The following is a 14,532-nucleotide window of genomic DNA, read 5'->3' as shown; positions in this document are numbered from 1 at the left end:
GTCTGAAAAACAGTTTTATTTAACGATTTCAACCGGGCCGTGGTCGTCGCAGTGGTCGCCATGTTGGTGATGCAGACGGCCGTTGACGATGTAGTCAACATGATCGCCGTGCGGTACGGCTTCGTGGCCGCAACCTTCGCCGTGAACGTGGCCGTGGCAGGTGTCAACCGGATGGCAGCCGTCAGGGTTGGTTTCATTGACGCTCAGAGCATGCTCGTCGTAGTGGCCGTTGTGCTCATGGTGCAGGTGGCCGTCGTGCAGATAATCGACGTGGCCTTCGTGTTTGATGGCAGTGTGGCCGCAGTTTGCGCTGTGAACGTGGTCATGATGTTCGTGGGTTTTACAGGTCATTTTTCTCTCCTAATGTTCAGTGAATAGCAATCTTTCTCGATTGATTATTCCATCTTATCTTTTTTTGATGCAAACGTAAATAATTTTACAGTTATTAATATATTGTTACGCTATATCATCTGTTGATATATAAGCCTATTTTATTTTTCAGACGGCCTTTCATCTATAATTCATTTATTTTCAGCGAGAACTTCAAACCCTTCCGGCAATGTAAAATATCGAATTTTTCAGCCGTAACAGGTAACATGGAAACAAAGGGATGAATCCTTCAAACAAACAGGTACTGTAATGGGAAAACAAGCCAAACTTTATATGGTTCGCAGCACGCAAGGTGCGCTTTATGATGTATTTTTTGAACGCGGTGTTGCGGCATTGGCCTGGCCTATGCTGGCCGAAGCGGCGGCCAAGGGTTTTGGCCGTGAGGAGCTGACCGATATTTACCGTTCGGCCGTACCGGATGTGAAGTTGAGAACGGCGCAATCGGGCGCGGCTCAGGTGTGGCGGTTTGTCAACGAATTGGCTGATGGAGATGCCGTACTGACCTACTCGCCTGCTTTGCGCCGTTATCGGGTCGGCAGGATTACGGGCGGCGCGGTACATTGTCCGCAATGGGACGATGAAAAAATGTCGCTGGTGCGGCCGGTTGAGTGGCTGGGCGAAGTGTGCCGTGATGATTTGAGTGCGGCTACGCAACGGGCTTTGGGCAGCGTGGCAACTTTGTTTGCGGTATCGGAAGCGTGTGCGGCAGAAATTTTTGAACGCGTGGGTTTTCAGACGGCCTAAGAAGGGAAAGGAAACAGGATTATGTGGAACACCATGCATGAATGGCTGAACGCTTTGCCTGTCAGTGAAGAAATCATTAAATCGGCATTGATGTCGGTATTGATGATTGTGGCCGTCATTGCCGGGCGCAGCATTTTGCTCTCGGCGCATTTTCGCAGCCATCCGGATTTGAGCATTGAAAACAAACGCCGCTCGCTGGTGTTCAGCCGCAACGTGACCATGTTGCTGATCCTGCTCGGGCTGGCGATGATTTGGGCGGCGCAGATTCAAACTTTGGCCTTGTCGATGTTTGCAGTGGCCGCGGCGATTGTGGTGGCAACCAAAGAGCTGATTATGTGTTTGTCCGGCAGCATCCTGCGCTCGGTAACCAAACAATACTCCATCGGAGACTACATCGAAATCAACGGCCTGCGCGGACGGGTGGTCGATATCAATATGCTGAACACGCTGATGATGCAAATCGGCCCTAATCCATTGATCGGCCAACTTTCCGGCAAAACGCTCTCGTTTCCCAACAGCCTGCTTCTGAGCCACACCGTGCGCCGCGACAATATTTTGGGCAATTATGTGATTCATACGGTGGAAATCCCCGTGCCGATTCATTTGGATTCGGACGAAATCATAGGCCGTCTGAAAGCCGTTCTTGAGCCCTTGTGCGCAGCCTATGTTCCCGTTATCCAACAATATTTGGAAAACGTTCAAGCGCAAAAACTCTTTATTACCCCCGCCGCCCAGCCGCGCGTGTCCCGCGTGCCGCATGATGACAAGGTGTACCACATCATCGTACGCTTCGCCTCCCCCGTTTCCAAACGGCTGGAAATACAACAGGCCGTCTTAGACGAATTTTTGCGCACGCAATACCGACTGATCAACCAAACAAAATAGTACGGTTTGTTTATTGATACAATTAAATCCCTTACAATAATGAAGTTCACAATCAACAATAAGGAAAAGTCATGTTGCCCGAATCAGCCCTTGCCGAAATGTATCCCGTCATTATGACCCCCAGCCATGACGGCAAATATTTCCACAACTACACCCTCTCGCTTCTGAACATCGTCCACACCAACGCCTCCCTCGGCCTGCCGCTGCAAGTAATGATGCAGCGCGGCGAAAGCCTGATTACGCGCGCGCGCAACAACTGCGTGGCCAAATTTTTGGAAAACAAAGAATGGACGCATTTATTCTGGATTGACTCCGACATCGGCTTCTCTCCCGACTCATTCTACCGCCTGCTCTTGGCCGATAAAGACGTTGTAGCCGGCGTTTATCCGCTCAAACGCGAAAACTGGCCGAAAGCAGGCCTTCCGGCCGGCATGACCCAAGCCGATTTTGAGCGTATGTACACTTCTTACACCGTCAACACCAACGACAAAGATGAAAACGGTGAAATCGTATTGAAAGTCGATGAAGACGGTTTTATGAAAGTCCATGACGCGCCAACCGGCTTCATGGTTATCAAACGCAGCGTATTTGAAAAAATGATAGAGGCCTTCCCCGAGTTGAACTACGTCTCCGACAGCGACTACAGCCCGGAAAACAAAGGCCTGCACTACCGCTTCTTCGACTGCATGGTCGATCCCGAAAGCAAACGCTACCTGTCTGAAGACTACACCTTCTGCTACCTCTGGCGTCAAATCGGCGGAGAAGTGTACGTCGACGTGCAATCCAACCTGACCCACCAAGGCGCAAAAGTGTATCGCGGCTCGTTTGCCGAATCCCTGCAAACCAATGTTGCCAATGCGGTTTATGCCCCAGAAGGCACCACCATGCGCCTCGAGCTGGCTGCGCCATTGCACGCCAATCCGCGCGGCGCAGAATAAGATTGGCCGACAGGAAGGCAGGACACTTTAATTCTGCCTGTCTGCCACCATATAACGCCTATCGTTTTCTTTTCAGACGGCCACAAGGCCGTCTGAATCCATCTTATTCAGGAGAAACCATATGAGCGACAACGTCCTGCTCCACTTGGGCGAAGAACCCCGTTTCGACCAAATCAAAACCGAAGACATCAAACCCGCCCTGCAAACCGCCATTGCCGAAGCGCGCGAACAAATCGCCGCCATCAAAGCGCAAACGCACACCGACTGGGCCAACACCGTCGAAAAACTGACCGACATTACCGAACGCGTCGGCCGCATTTGGAGCGTGGTTTCCCATCTCAACTCCGTAGTCGACACGCCCGAATTGCGTGCCGTATACAACGAATTGATGCCAGAAATCACCATCTTCTTCACCGAAATCGGTCAAGACATCGAGTTGTACAACCGCTTTAAAATCATCAAAAACTCTGCCGAATTCGACACCCTCTCCCCGGCGCAGCAAACCAAGCTCAACCACGACTTGCGCGATTTCGTCCTCAGCGGTGCCGAATTGCCGCCCGAACAGCAGGCAGAACTGGCGCAACTGCAAACCGAAGGCGCGCAACTGGGTGCCAAATTCGCACAAAACATCCAAGACGCAACCGACGCTTTCGGCATTCACTTTGACGATGCCGCGCCGCTTGCCGGCATTCCCGAAGACTCCCTCGCCATGTTTGCCGCCGCCGCGCAAAGCGAAGGTAAAACAGGCTACAAAATCGGCCTGCAAATTCCGCACTACCTCGCCGTCATCCAATACGCCGACAACCGCGAACTGCGCGAACAAATCTACCGTGCCTACGTTACCCGCGCCAGCGAATTGTCTGACGACGGCAAATTCGACAATACGGCCAACATCGACCGCACTCTCGAAAACGCATTGAAAACCGCCAAACTGCTCGGTTTCAAAAACTACGCCGAGCTGTCGCTGGCAACCAAAATGGCCGACACGCCCGAACAGGTTTTAAACTTCCTGCACGACCTTGCCCGCCGCGCCAAACCGTTTGCCGAAAAAGACTTTGCCGAAATCAAAGCCTTTGCACGCGAGAGCCTGAATATCGAAGATCCGCAATCTTGGGATTTGAGCTACGCCGCCGAAAAACTGCGTCAAGCCAAATACGCCTTCAGCGAAACCGAAGTGAAAAAATACTTCCCTATCAGCAAAGTATTGGCAGGCCTGTTTGCCCAAATCAAAAAACTCTACGGCATCGAGCTGGCTGAAAAAACCGTCCCCGTTTGGCACAAAGACGTGCGCTATTTCGAGCTGAAACAAGACGGCCAAACCATCGGCGGCGTTTACATGGACTTGTACGCACGCGAAGGCAAACGCGGCGGCGCATGGATGGACGGCTATAAAAGTCGCCGCCGTTTTGCCGACGGTGCGCTGCAACTGCCGACCGCCTACCTCGTCTGCAACTTCACCCCGCCGGTCGGCGACAAAGAAGCGCGTTTGAGCCACGACGAAATCATCACCCTCTTCCATGAAACCGGCCACGGCCTGCACCACTTGTTGACCCAGGTTGACGAAGTGGGCGTATCCGGCATCAACGGCGTCGAATGGGACGCGGTCGAGCTGCCTAGCCAATTCATGGAAAACTTCGTTTGGGAATACGACGTATTGGCGCAAATGTCCTCGCACGAAGAAACCGGCGCAGTATTACCGAAAGAGCTGTTCGACAAAATGCACGCGGCTAAAAACTTCCAACGCGGTATGTTCCTCGTCCGTCAAATGGAATTTGCCCTCTTCGACATGGAAATCTACCATCAGGAAGATGAAGGCCGTCTGAAAGAATGGCCGCAAATCTTGGACAAAGTGCGTCAAGAAGTCGCCGTGACCCAACCGCCGGCATACAACCGCTTTGCCTTGAGCTTCAGCCACATCTTCGCCGGCGGCTACTCCGCAGGCTATTACAGCTATGCATGGGCGGAAGTTTTGAGTGCAGACGCTTATGCGGCGTTTGAAGAAAGCGACGACGTTGCCGAAACCGGCCGCCGCTTCTGGAAAGAAATACTGGCCGTCGGCGGTTCGCGCAGCGCAGCAGAATCCTTCAAAGCCTTCCGCGGCCGCGAACCAAGTCTGGATGCCCTGCTCCGCCACAGCGGTTTTGACAACGCAGCTTAACTGGAAGATTGACATAATAAAAAGACCGTCTGAAAATTTTTCAGACGGTCTTTATCGAAACCAATAAATATTGCTTTGTTAGCATTGAGAGGGAGATGTTAGAAATGACAGAATACATAGCACCTAAGTTTAAGAAAGGGGCTTTTAATTGCCCACACTGTGGAGCATTTGCTCATATGAGATGGGAGTCTAACGACGCTCTTGTTTATTACCAAGCTACTTGTGCTTATTGCTCAAAATATAGCCTTTGGAGAGTAACCCAAACAGCGACTAATCATGTTCATTTCACTTTTCCGACTGAAGGCGAAATGCTCTACCCAAATTGCGGATCTGCTCCACTTCCAACCGAAGATATGCCCAAAGATGTCAAAAATGACTACGAAGAAGCCGCCCGAATTTTCATCCAATCGCCCAGAGGAGCAGCGGCATTATTGCGGTTGGGCTTGCAAAAATTGTGTATTCATTTGGGAGAAGAAGGGAAAAATATCAATGCCGACATCAGGTCACTAGTAAACAAAGGTGTATTCTCAGGTCAAGTCATCCAAGTTGCCGATACTTTGCGGATTACCGGCAATAATGCCGTCCATCCCGGTCAAATTTCAGATGCAGATTTTGATAGGGCTGCTGCCAAAATGTTCGACTTAATTAATTTCATTGTGAAGAAAGCGATTACCGAACCGAAAGAACTAGACGAGCTTTATCAGCTGATGCCCGAAAATGCAAGAAACGCCGCAGAAGCGCAAGATAAAAAGAACTCCAAACCTTGAACATAACCTTATTCTATCAAGGAGTAGTTAAGGGATAGTTTTTTTATTTCTAAAGGCAGACAAGCCACCCATAAAAACAGGGCATGTTCCCATGCCCTATCATTTGAATTTCAGACGGCCTTTCGGTTGTCAAAACTTATTAGGAACAATGAGCAAGCACTGTCCCTAACAAGACTTCGAGAAAAACAGAAGTCCGCATTTCAGACTCCTATCTCCCCCTCCCATCGCTAAAATTAGTTTTTGCCCTTTTTATCGCCGGCTGCCAAGCGCATATTGATAAATTCCATCATCAAATCTTTTTTCGTCCAGAAAAAGGTTTTCATTTTTTCCAAAGAATAGATTTTCCGAATCATCGCCGGCAATCCTGCGTGAACGATGGCCGCGACTTCGCCATTGGTTGTTTCGTTGTCCATGGCGGCTTTGAGGTTTAGATTGTGCGTATTCAGGTAGTTGCTAAGCTCTTTCCTGACGCTGTTGCTGATTTCGAATTGTTTCATGTTTTCCGTCCATAATGTTTTTATAATTAAATAGCATAGAATTTTAGCAAGTTTTTTGCATCGTGCATATCTCAACTTGCATATTATTGCGGAATTTACAATTTGGTTTTTGGGTAAAATCATGCCTGCAACACATTGTTGCGGCGCACTAAATCGGATTGTTTTGACTATTTTGTTTTGGCTTAAGCAGTATTGCGGATAAAATAATGGTTTTAGGTTTTGAGGCCGTCTGAAATGTATTTGTGGTTTAAGCTGCTGCATGTGTTTTTTGTAATTTCTTGGTTTGCCGGACTGTTTTATCTACCGCGGATTTATGTGAATCTGGCGCAATTAGAACCCGGCAGCGTGGAATATGTACGGCTGACGGATATGTCGCGCAGGCTATACCGCTTTATGTCGCCTTTGGGCTGGGGAACGCTGATATTTGGCGCGGCCATCGGGTTTGTAAACAATTGGTGGGGCAACGGCTGGCTGGCGGTTAAATTATTGTGCGGCCTGCTGCTCTTGGCTTATCAGCTTTATTGCGGCCTGCTGCTGCGCCGTTTTCAAAACGGCAGCAATGTGTATTCGCACCGCTGGTATCGGGTATTCAACGAACTCCCCGTATTGATGATGGTGGCTGCGCTTTATATGGTGGTTTTCAAGCCGTTTTGATCTTCAGACGGCCTGTTTGGTAAATAAGGAAAGAATTCATGACGGTCGAAATCGAACGCCGCTTTTTGCTGGCAGATGACAGTTGGCGCGAAGCGGCAAGCGAGCCGCTGGTGTTGCAACAGGGCTATTTGAGCGTGGAAAAAGAGCGCACCATCCGTGTGCGGATTATCGGTTCTCAAGCATGGCTGACCCTGAAAGGCTATATTTCCGACATGACGCGCAGCGAGTTTGAATACGAAATCCCGCTGGCTCATGCGCAAGCGATGATGGCGGATATGTGTCCGTTTAAAATGGAAAAATACCGCTATCGGGTCGAATTTAAAGGCTTTGTGTATGAAATCGACGAATATTTCGGCGACAATGCGCCATTGATTGTGGCGGAAATCGAATTGCCGTCTGAAGATACCGAGTTTCCCAAACCGTCTTGGCTGGGCCAGGAAATCACGTCAGACGGGAAATTCACCAATGCGTATTTGAGCAAACATTCGTATTCGTCTTGGACGGAATAAGGGCGACAACTTCTCTGCACATACAAAAAAGGCATGTATCGCACATGCCTTTTTTCTTTTCAGACGGCCTGATTTACCTTACCGATATTTGTATCAAGCTGCTTTCGACATACTGTTTCAGATATCGGGCAAGCCCGTGTGTTTTATCCATGTAACCTTACGCCGGACGGCAGGCCACCATATAGTTGACCTCGGTCGAGTCGCACAAAGAATAACGGCCGCTCAACAAATTGTAGGTCATGCCCTTGCTGCCGACGGTATCCAATCCGGCTTGGCGGCACATGCGTGCAAGCTCTGCCGGCGTGATGAATTTTTTCCAGTCGTGCGTGCCTTTGGGGACGAATTTCAACAGATATTCCGCGCCGACAATCAGATGCAGATAAGATTTGGGATTGCGGTTGATGGTGGAGAAAAACACCATGCCGTCGGGTTTGACCAGTTTCGCGCAGGCTTGAACGATGGCGGACGGATCGGGAACGTGTTCCATCATTTCCATACACGTTACCACGTCAAAGCTGTGCGGCTGCTCGGCGGCGAGGTCTTCGACGCGGATGCAGCGGTAATCAATATTGGCAACATGTTGGCTGGCTGCATGGGCAGCGGCGGTTTGCAGGGATTTTTCCGCCATATCGATGCCGGTCACGTGTTCTGCGCCGCGTTTGGCCATGCTTTCCGACAAAATCCCGCCACCGCAGCCTACATCCAACACGCGTTTGCCTGCCAATCCGGCATAGCCGTCGATATAGTCGAGGCGCAAGGGGTTGATGTCATGCAGGGGCTTGAATTCGCCGTTTTTATCCCACCATTTGTCGGCGATTTGGCTGAACTTGGCGATTTCGCCGGCATCTACGTTGTCGTGTTGATTGCTCATGGTTTGCTCCTGCATAAAATAATTCGCCTGATTTTAGCCGATTGTGCTTCAAAATAAAATGTTTCAGACGGCCTTTGCCTGTTTATCGGCACTATTTCAACTTTTATCCGCCCACCCATAAAAAACGCACCTTGTAGCAAGGTGCGTTTCAATCAGTACGATTTAGAATTTAGCGCCGGATTCGTTGGCCATGTAATCAACTGCGGCTTTCACTTCGTCGTCGCTTAAGCTGCCGTTGCCGCCTTTGGCAGGCATGGCTTGGAAGCCTTCGAGGGCGTGTTTGTGCAAGGTGTCTTTGCCTTGTTTAATGCGAGGCGCCCAGTCTTCTTTTTTGCCTACGGCCGGAGCACCGGGAATCAAGCCGCTGTGGCATGCTTTACAGTTCGCTTCAAAAACAGCTTTGCCGTCCACTTTGGCGGATTCGGCAGGCTTGGCTTCAGCGGCAGGCGCTTCGGCTTTCTCTTCGGGCTTGGCAGCTTCTTCAGGTTTAGCGGCTTCCTCTGCTTTGCTGGCAGCGGCTTCGACTTTATCGGCAGCTTCTTGAGCAGCAGATGCAGTAGCATCGGCAGCAGAAGCAACTTCGTTTTTAACTTCAGATGCAACGGCTTGAGCAGTCTCTTGAGTCTCCTGTTTAGCCTCTTGGGAACAAGCTGTCAAACCAGCCATCATCATTACGGCAATCAGTAATTTGTTCATGTTCTGTCTTTCCTTAGTTTTAGTTTAAATCACTGTTTTATATAAACAGCTTAAAAATTCTAGCATAGAAACTAATACCTTCGACCTACACTATAATAAATATTGGCATAAATCAGATTTTGTCACAAAAACAGGAAAAACATATTGACACCACACCTCTACTCAGATAGAAATCCACGCCCATTTGTCATTTGGCGTGATAATTTTCATTTTATTGTTCAATCAGTTACTCATTTTATTTTCAAAGTTTCTTTTAGAATTCAAATTTTTACCGACTTCTCCATGAGTAGCGTCAACCTGAAAGCCATCCCCATCTCAAAAAGGCCGTCTGAATCCCAATCAGGTTTCAGACGGCCTTTTTGAATCATGTTAATAAACATTTGCCGCTTGGCCATGCAAAAGACACCGGCAGGCCTACTTGTTTATAGAGTTTTTCATATCCCGACTACAATTTAATCCAGTGCCGCCATTAGTCTTTTGCCAATATTTCAGCTTCAGTCCACAATCCCCGCTTCTGCTCTGCCGTCAATTTCTTAATGCCGATTTCCCGTTTCAGCGCTTCACTTTTGTTCAGGCCGTCTGAAACAATGCGCATCTCGACAGGCTTGTTCAACCGCGTGTATTTCGCGCCTTTTCCTGACAAATGCGCCGCAAATCGCTCTTGCGGACGGTTGCTGATGCCGCAATAAAACGCGCCGTTTTCGCACAAAATCAGGTAAACGCTCCAATTGTCCGCGTTCATAAATCCCCTTCCTTGGCAAAACTATCGGTAAAAATGCGCACGGCAACCTCGGTTTTAACAGACTGCACACGATAAGGCGTTACCAAATAAAGGCTGACCGGCGGCAATGTCCATTCAGGCAAAACCGCTTTCAGACGGCCTTGTTCGATTTTCTCCCTCACTTCGCCGCCCACTTGTAAAGACAAACCGAAACCACTTTCGGTCAGGCTGCGCACAGCGGCCAAATGCGTGCAGGCGATGCTGTCGGCGACGTCGAGAAAATAGCTTTCTTCACCATTTTGCAAGGTCGTACGGACAGGTAAAAAATGCAGCCAGCTGTGTGCATGAAGCTGAGAGGGATGGGTAATGGGCGGATACCGATCGAGATAATCGGGCGCGGCGCAAATGATGTACGGCCAAGTCACGAGATGGCGCGCAACCAAGTTGGGATCGTCCAAAGCCCGGTCGCCGCCGCGTATGGCGATGTCGGTCTGATTGTGTTGCAGGTCGTCCAAAGTATCGCTGAAATTGAAGACAGGGCGGATTTTGGGAAACTCGGCTTGCAATCGTGAAAACGCAGTCTGAAAAGCGCGGGAACCGATGACGCAGGAAGTCAGGGAAATACGCAATTCGCCGACGGGTTCGGTTTTCAGATTGTCGATAACGGTACGCGTATCGGCAAGGGTGGCGGCGAGGCGGCAGCAGTATTCGCCCAAGGCGCGGCCGGCATCGGTAAGCGCAAGACTGCGCGTGCTGCGGTTTAACAGCTTGATGCCATGCAGGGTTTCGAGGCGGTTGATGTGCTGGCTGACGGCAGACGGCGTCATGCCCAGTGCGGCCGCAGCGGCGTTCATGCTGCCGTGTTCGAGGACGGCGGCGAAAACAAGCAGGGGTTTGATGTCTTGCATTTCGACTAATTATGTAGTTCAACTTCACAATCATAACAGCAAATCAGGGATTATCAAGCGTTTCAGACGGCCTTACAATGCACTCATCTAATCAATCACATCCCCACAAGGAGTCAAATATGAAAATCGCAGTTATCGGTGCAACTGGTTATGTCGGCAACGCAGTCGTCCAAGAATTGGCAGGCCGCGGTCATGAAATAACCGCTTTCGCTCGCAATACAGACAAAGTGTTCCAAGCGCAAAATGTTGCCGCAGTCTCTGCAGATGTCAACGCAGCAGATTTCGCCGACAAACTGGCCGGTTTTGATGCCGTAGTCAGCGCATTCAACCCGGGCTGGACCAATCCCAACATCGGCGCAGATTTCACACGTGGCGCAAACAGCATTGTCGAAGCAGCAAAAGCAGCGCAAGTGCCTTATTTATTGGTCGTCGGCGGCGCGGGCAGCCTGTATGTGGCACCCGGTTTGCAAGTTATCGATACGCCCGACTTCCCGAAAGAAATTTTCGACGGCGCCAATGCCGCACGCCATCTTTTGGCAGAACTCCTGCCGCGCCGCGACGTGAACTGGTCTTTCGTTTCCCCTCCGGCACGACTGGGCGCGACCGGCGGTTTCAGCGAAGACAAAACCAGCAAATACCGCTTGGGTAAAGACGATTTGCTGATGGACGGTGAAATTCCGGCAGGCATCAGCGTGGCCGATTTGGCAGTCGCCATCGCCAACGATGCGGAAAACAAAGCGCATTTGTTTGAACGCTTTACCGTCGCCGCTGTTTAATCATCTTAATTTAAAGGCCGTCTGAAACTAAAAGTTTCAGACGGCCTTTGCATGCGCTCATCTCATCAATCGAATCTCAACAAGAAGTCACACATGAAAATCGCAGTGATTGGTGCAACAGCTTATGTCGGCAACGCAAGCAAAGTTTTCCAAGTGCAAAATATTGTCGTCGTCTCCACATACGAATAAAATCTGTCGGCAATTTATATCAAAATTACAAAAATATTTTGAACAAAGTGAAGGAACTGTACCAGAGTAGTAAGGAGCCCATCCTGAAAAGATGTAGATCATAAATTGTATATTGTGAGCAACAATCCGCTCCGCTACCGATCTTTTCTCACGCAAGCGCTGATGGTTAAGATGATCTGAAAGCATCTCTCTAATTTTTCAGACGGCCTCAATTTTCCCTGTACTCTATTTCAAGGAGTTTTCATGACACCTCAAACTGTCTTAGATTTCTGGTTTACCGAAGAAAACCACCCTTTCCAATTTGCCCGCAACAATGGATTCGATGCCCAAATTCGCGCTCAATTTTTCGATATCTGGCAGCAGGCAGCTCGCGGCGAACTTTCACACTGGCGCGATACTCTGCAAGGCAGGCTCGCCGAAATCATTATTCTTGACCAATTCTCGCGCAATCTGTTCCGCGACAGCCCTCAAGCGTTTGCCCAAGATACTGCTGCACTCATTCTTGCCCAAGAAGCCGTTCGCCAACCCGGCTTCGCCGACCTCCTTCCGCATGAACGCCATTTCATGCTGATGCCGTTGATGCACAGCGAAAGCCAAGTTATCCATGAACAAGCCGTACCGCTGTTTGAACGCTATACCAATGAAAACGCATTGGCCTTTGAAATCAAACACAAAGTCATCATCGACCACTTCGGACGCTATCCGCACCGTAACGCCGTATTGGGGCGTAAAACCACGGAAGAAGAAGCAGAATTTCTGAAGCAGGAAGGTTCATCATTTTAATTCCATCAAAGTCAAAGGCCGTCTGAAACCGAAATCAAGGTTTTCAGACGGCCTGCATCATCGTGAAATCACTATATAATACCGTCTATTAAATTCCAGATACGAGCCAACCATGTCCGCAACCCAACCCACCATCGCCGCCATCGCCACCGCACCCGGACGCGGCGGCGTCGGTGTGATCCGTCTTTCCGGCAAAAACCTGCTACCTTTGGCGCAAACCCTCAGCGGCGGCAAAACGCCCAAACCGCGCACCGCGCTTTACACCGACTTTCTCGGCGGCGACGGACAGCCGATAGACAACGGCATCCTGCTCTACTTCGCCGCTCCCGCCAGCTTTACCGGCGAAGACGTGATTGAATTGCAGGGGCACGGCGGCCCTGTCGTGATGGACATGTTGCTCTCGCGCTGCCTCGAACTGGGCGCGCGCATGGCGGAGCCGGGCGAATTTACCAAACGCGCCTTCCTCAACAACAAACTCGACCTAGCCCAAGCCGAAAGCGTCGCCGACCTCATCGACGCCTCCAGCAAGTCCGCCGCCCGCATGGCATTGCGTTCGCTCAAAGGCGCGTTTTCCCAACACATACACGAGCTGGTGGACGACCTTATTACTTTGCGGATGCTGGTTGAAGCCACGCTGGACTTCCCCGAAGAAGACATCGACTTTCTCGAAGCCGCCGACGCGCGCGGCAAGCTCCAAGCGCTGCAAGGCCGTCTGAAAACCGTGCTTGCCAGTGCGGAACAAGGTGCGATTTTGCGCGAAGGCATGAACGTCGTCCTCGTCGGCGCGCCCAACGTCGGCAAATCCAGCCTGCTCAACGCCTTAGCTGGCGACGACATCGCCATCGTAACCGACATCGCCGGCACCACCCGAGACACCGTGCGCGAACAAATCACCCTCGACGGCGTGCCCGTTCACATCATCGACACCGCTGGCCTGCGCGAAACCGACGACGTGGTCGAGCAAATCGGCATCGAACGCAGCCGCAAAGCCGTCTCCGAAGCCGATGTCGCCCTGATTCTGATTGACCCGCGCGAAGGTGTGAACGCCAAAACCCAAGCGATTTTAAACAGCCTGCCCGAAGGTTTGAAAAAAATCGAAATCCACAACAAAGCCGACCTGACCGGCGAACCTGTCGCCGTCCGTTCAGACGGCCTCGCGCAAACCGGTGTGGAAAGTGTCATCAGCCTGTCCGCCAAAACCGGCGCGGGTCTCGACTTGCTCAAACACGCCCTATTGCAGGAAGTCGGCTGGCAGGGCGAAAGCGAAAGCCTGTTCCTCGCCCGCAGCCGCCACCTCAACGCCTTGCACGAAGCCGAAGCCGAGCTGGAAAACGCCGCACTCTGCAACAACAACCAAATCGAGCTTTTCGCCGAACACCTGCGCCTCGCCCAAAACGCCTGCAGCGAAATCACCGGCGAATTTACCGCCGACGATTTGCTGGGCGTGATTTTCTCGCGCTTCTGTATCGGCAAATAAAACGGTTTGCCATCAAATACAAAGGCCGTCTGAATATTCAGACGGCCTTTTTTATCACCAAAACAAGCTTAATTTCACTTGCGTTTATTTATTGGCAGCTTCTGCCATATTTTTTGCGATTTTGGTCGCACCAACTGTCAAACCGGACATACCGATCAAAGAAGCCGCAGCCAATTTGATTAATGTTTTCATTTTAACTCTTTTCTGTGTATTTAAGGGTGTGTTGTGTATTTTTTATTTATCGGCATCAGCCATATTGTGGGCGATATTGGTTGCACCGACGGTCAGGCCGGACATACCGATTAAAGAGGCTGCTGCCAGTTTGATTAAAGTTTTCATTGTTTATCTCACTTTCTTGTCTGTCGGCCGAAAAACGGCCTAAGTTGCGTTTTCTGAAGTATTGTAATTAATTCGTTTATGATTGAATTATTTGTGTACTACCGTTTCGATATTGTAGGCGACGCCGAGGGCGGAGGCCGGTATCCCGACATGCCGATTAAAGAAGCGGTGGCAAGCGTTATTAAATATCCCATTTTAAGTAGTCCTTTTTCATAGATACAAAATGTTAT

At 50.3% G+C, this 14,532-nt stretch carries 16 protein-coding genes; 10 read left to right on the top strand and 6 right to left on the bottom strand.

What is annotated here, in order from left to right; all coding sequences use genetic code 11:
* Nucleotides 1-15: 15 nt before the first annotated feature.
* A complete protein-coding gene (locus ACTHSA_RS02240; protein WP_039862525.1) occupies nt 16-351 on the bottom strand; it encodes a hypothetical protein in 336 nt (111 codons plus the stop codon).
* 288 nt (nt 352-639) lie between these two features.
* Here ACTHSA_RS02240 and ACTHSA_RS02235 point away from each other — a divergent pair, with 288 nt between their 5' ends.
* The 5 genes from ACTHSA_RS02235 (at nt 640) to ACTHSA_RS02215 (ending at nt 5,882) form a co-directional block, all read left to right on the top strand.
* Nucleotides 640-1,134 carry a restriction endonuclease gene (locus ACTHSA_RS02235; RefSeq protein ID WP_004520899.1) on the top strand — a complete coding sequence of 165 codons (495 nt, stop codon included), beginning with the start codon at nt 640-642 and terminating at the stop codon, nt 1,132-1,134.
* A gap of 21 nt (nt 1,135-1,155) precedes the next feature.
* Nucleotides 1,156-2,019: a mechanosensitive ion channel family protein gene (locus ACTHSA_RS02230; protein WP_004520900.1), complete on the top strand. Its 864-nt coding sequence runs from the start codon at nt 1,156-1,158 to the stop codon at nt 2,017-2,019.
* 71 nt (nt 2,020-2,090) lie between these two features.
* Nucleotides 2,091-2,957 carry a hypothetical protein gene (locus tag ACTHSA_RS02225; protein WP_440378792.1) on the top strand — a complete coding sequence of 289 codons (867 nt, stop codon included), beginning with the start codon at nt 2,091-2,093 and terminating at the stop codon, nt 2,955-2,957.
* A gap of 121 nt (nt 2,958-3,078) precedes the next feature.
* The gene (locus ACTHSA_RS02220) at nt 3,079-5,115 is read left to right on the top strand and encodes a M3 family metallopeptidase (protein WP_070625216.1); all 2,037 of its coding nucleotides are present in this window, start codon (nt 3,079-3,081) and stop codon (nt 5,113-5,115) included.
* Nucleotides 5,116-5,210: 95 nt separating this feature from the next.
* On the top strand, nt 5,211-5,882 hold the full coding sequence (locus ACTHSA_RS02215) for a DUF4145 domain-containing protein (RefSeq protein ID WP_249967793.1): 672 nt from the start codon (nt 5,211-5,213) through the stop codon (nt 5,880-5,882).
* A 233-nt stretch (nt 5,883-6,115) separates the two neighbouring features.
* Here ACTHSA_RS02215 and ACTHSA_RS02210 read toward each other — a convergent pair whose 3' ends face one another.
* Nucleotides 6,116-6,379 carry a hypothetical protein gene (locus tag ACTHSA_RS02210; RefSeq protein WP_004520905.1) on the bottom strand — a complete coding sequence of 88 codons (264 nt, stop codon included), beginning with the start codon at nt 6,377-6,379 and terminating at the stop codon, nt 6,116-6,118.
* 234 nt (nt 6,380-6,613) lie between these two features.
* On the opposite strand from ACTHSA_RS02210, the gene ACTHSA_RS02205 reads away from it, so the two are divergent.
* Together ACTHSA_RS02205 and ACTHSA_RS02200 are read left to right on the top strand one after the other, a co-directional pair.
* Nucleotides 6,614-7,033 carry a CopD family protein gene (locus ACTHSA_RS02205; protein WP_003681587.1) on the top strand — a complete coding sequence of 140 codons (420 nt, stop codon included), beginning with the start codon at nt 6,614-6,616 and terminating at the stop codon, nt 7,031-7,033.
* Nucleotides 7,034-7,071: 38 nt separating this feature from the next.
* Nucleotides 7,072-7,542 (top strand): CYTH domain-containing protein, encoded by a 471-nt coding sequence (locus ACTHSA_RS02200; protein WP_440367522.1) that lies wholly within the window; start codon nt 7,072-7,074, stop codon nt 7,540-7,542.
* Nucleotides 7,543-7,699: 157 nt separating this feature from the next.
* Here ACTHSA_RS02200 and ubiG read toward each other — a convergent pair whose 3' ends face one another.
* The 4 genes from ubiG to ACTHSA_RS02180 form a co-directional block, all read right to left on the bottom strand.
* On the bottom strand, nt 7,700-8,413 hold the full coding sequence (gene ubiG / locus ACTHSA_RS02195) for a bifunctional 2-polyprenyl-6-hydroxyphenol methylase/3-demethylubiquinol 3-O-methyltransferase UbiG (RefSeq protein ID WP_199900968.1): 714 nt from the start codon (nt 8,411-8,413) through the stop codon (nt 7,700-7,702).
* Between the two features lie 162 nt (nt 8,414-8,575).
* Nucleotides 8,576-9,109 carry a c-type cytochrome gene (locus ACTHSA_RS02190; protein ID WP_440367519.1) on the bottom strand — a complete coding sequence of 178 codons (534 nt, stop codon included), beginning with the start codon at nt 9,107-9,109 and terminating at the stop codon, nt 8,576-8,578.
* Nucleotides 9,110-9,578: 469 nt separating this feature from the next.
* Nucleotides 9,579-9,851: a GIY-YIG nuclease family protein gene (locus tag ACTHSA_RS02185; protein ID WP_070607242.1), complete on the bottom strand. Its 273-nt coding sequence runs from the start codon at nt 9,849-9,851 to the stop codon at nt 9,579-9,581.
* On the bottom strand, nt 9,848-10,738 hold the full coding sequence (locus ACTHSA_RS02180; RefSeq protein WP_440367517.1) for a LysR family transcriptional regulator: 891 nt from the start codon (nt 10,736-10,738) through the stop codon (nt 9,848-9,850). Before ACTHSA_RS02180 ends, ACTHSA_RS02185 begins: the two co-directional genes overlap by 4 nt.
* A gap of 119 nt (nt 10,739-10,857) precedes the next feature.
* Between ACTHSA_RS02180 and ACTHSA_RS02175 the strand changes: the two genes are divergently transcribed.
* The 3 genes from ACTHSA_RS02175 to mnmE all read left to right on the top strand — a co-directional run bounded on the left by ACTHSA_RS02175 (nt 10,858) and on the right by mnmE (nt 13,963).
* Nucleotides 10,858-11,514 (top strand): NAD(P)-dependent oxidoreductase, encoded by a 657-nt coding sequence (locus ACTHSA_RS02175; protein WP_440367516.1) that lies wholly within the window; start codon nt 10,858-10,860, stop codon nt 11,512-11,514.
* Between the two features lie 432 nt (nt 11,515-11,946).
* Nucleotides 11,947-12,486, top strand: coding sequence for a DUF924 family protein (locus ACTHSA_RS02170; RefSeq protein ID WP_004520918.1), 540 nt, complete (start codon nt 11,947-11,949; stop codon nt 12,484-12,486).
* A 112-nt stretch (nt 12,487-12,598) separates the two neighbouring features.
* The gene (gene mnmE / locus ACTHSA_RS02165; RefSeq protein ID WP_049336933.1) at nt 12,599-13,963 is read left to right on the top strand and encodes a tRNA uridine-5-carboxymethylaminomethyl(34) synthesis GTPase MnmE; all 1,365 of its coding nucleotides are present in this window, start codon (nt 12,599-12,601) and stop codon (nt 13,961-13,963) included.
* The last annotated feature ends 569 nt before the right edge of the window (nt 13,964-14,532 follow it).

Origin of the sequence: Neisseria sp. P0008.S002, assembly GCF_051962805.1 — a bacterium.
Classification (GTDB): domain Bacteria; phylum Pseudomonadota; class Gammaproteobacteria; order Burkholderiales; family Neisseriaceae; genus Neisseria; species Neisseria perflava.
The sequence above is the reverse complement of the archived record's forward strand: the minus strand, read 5'-3'. Positions and strand labels throughout refer to the sequence as shown.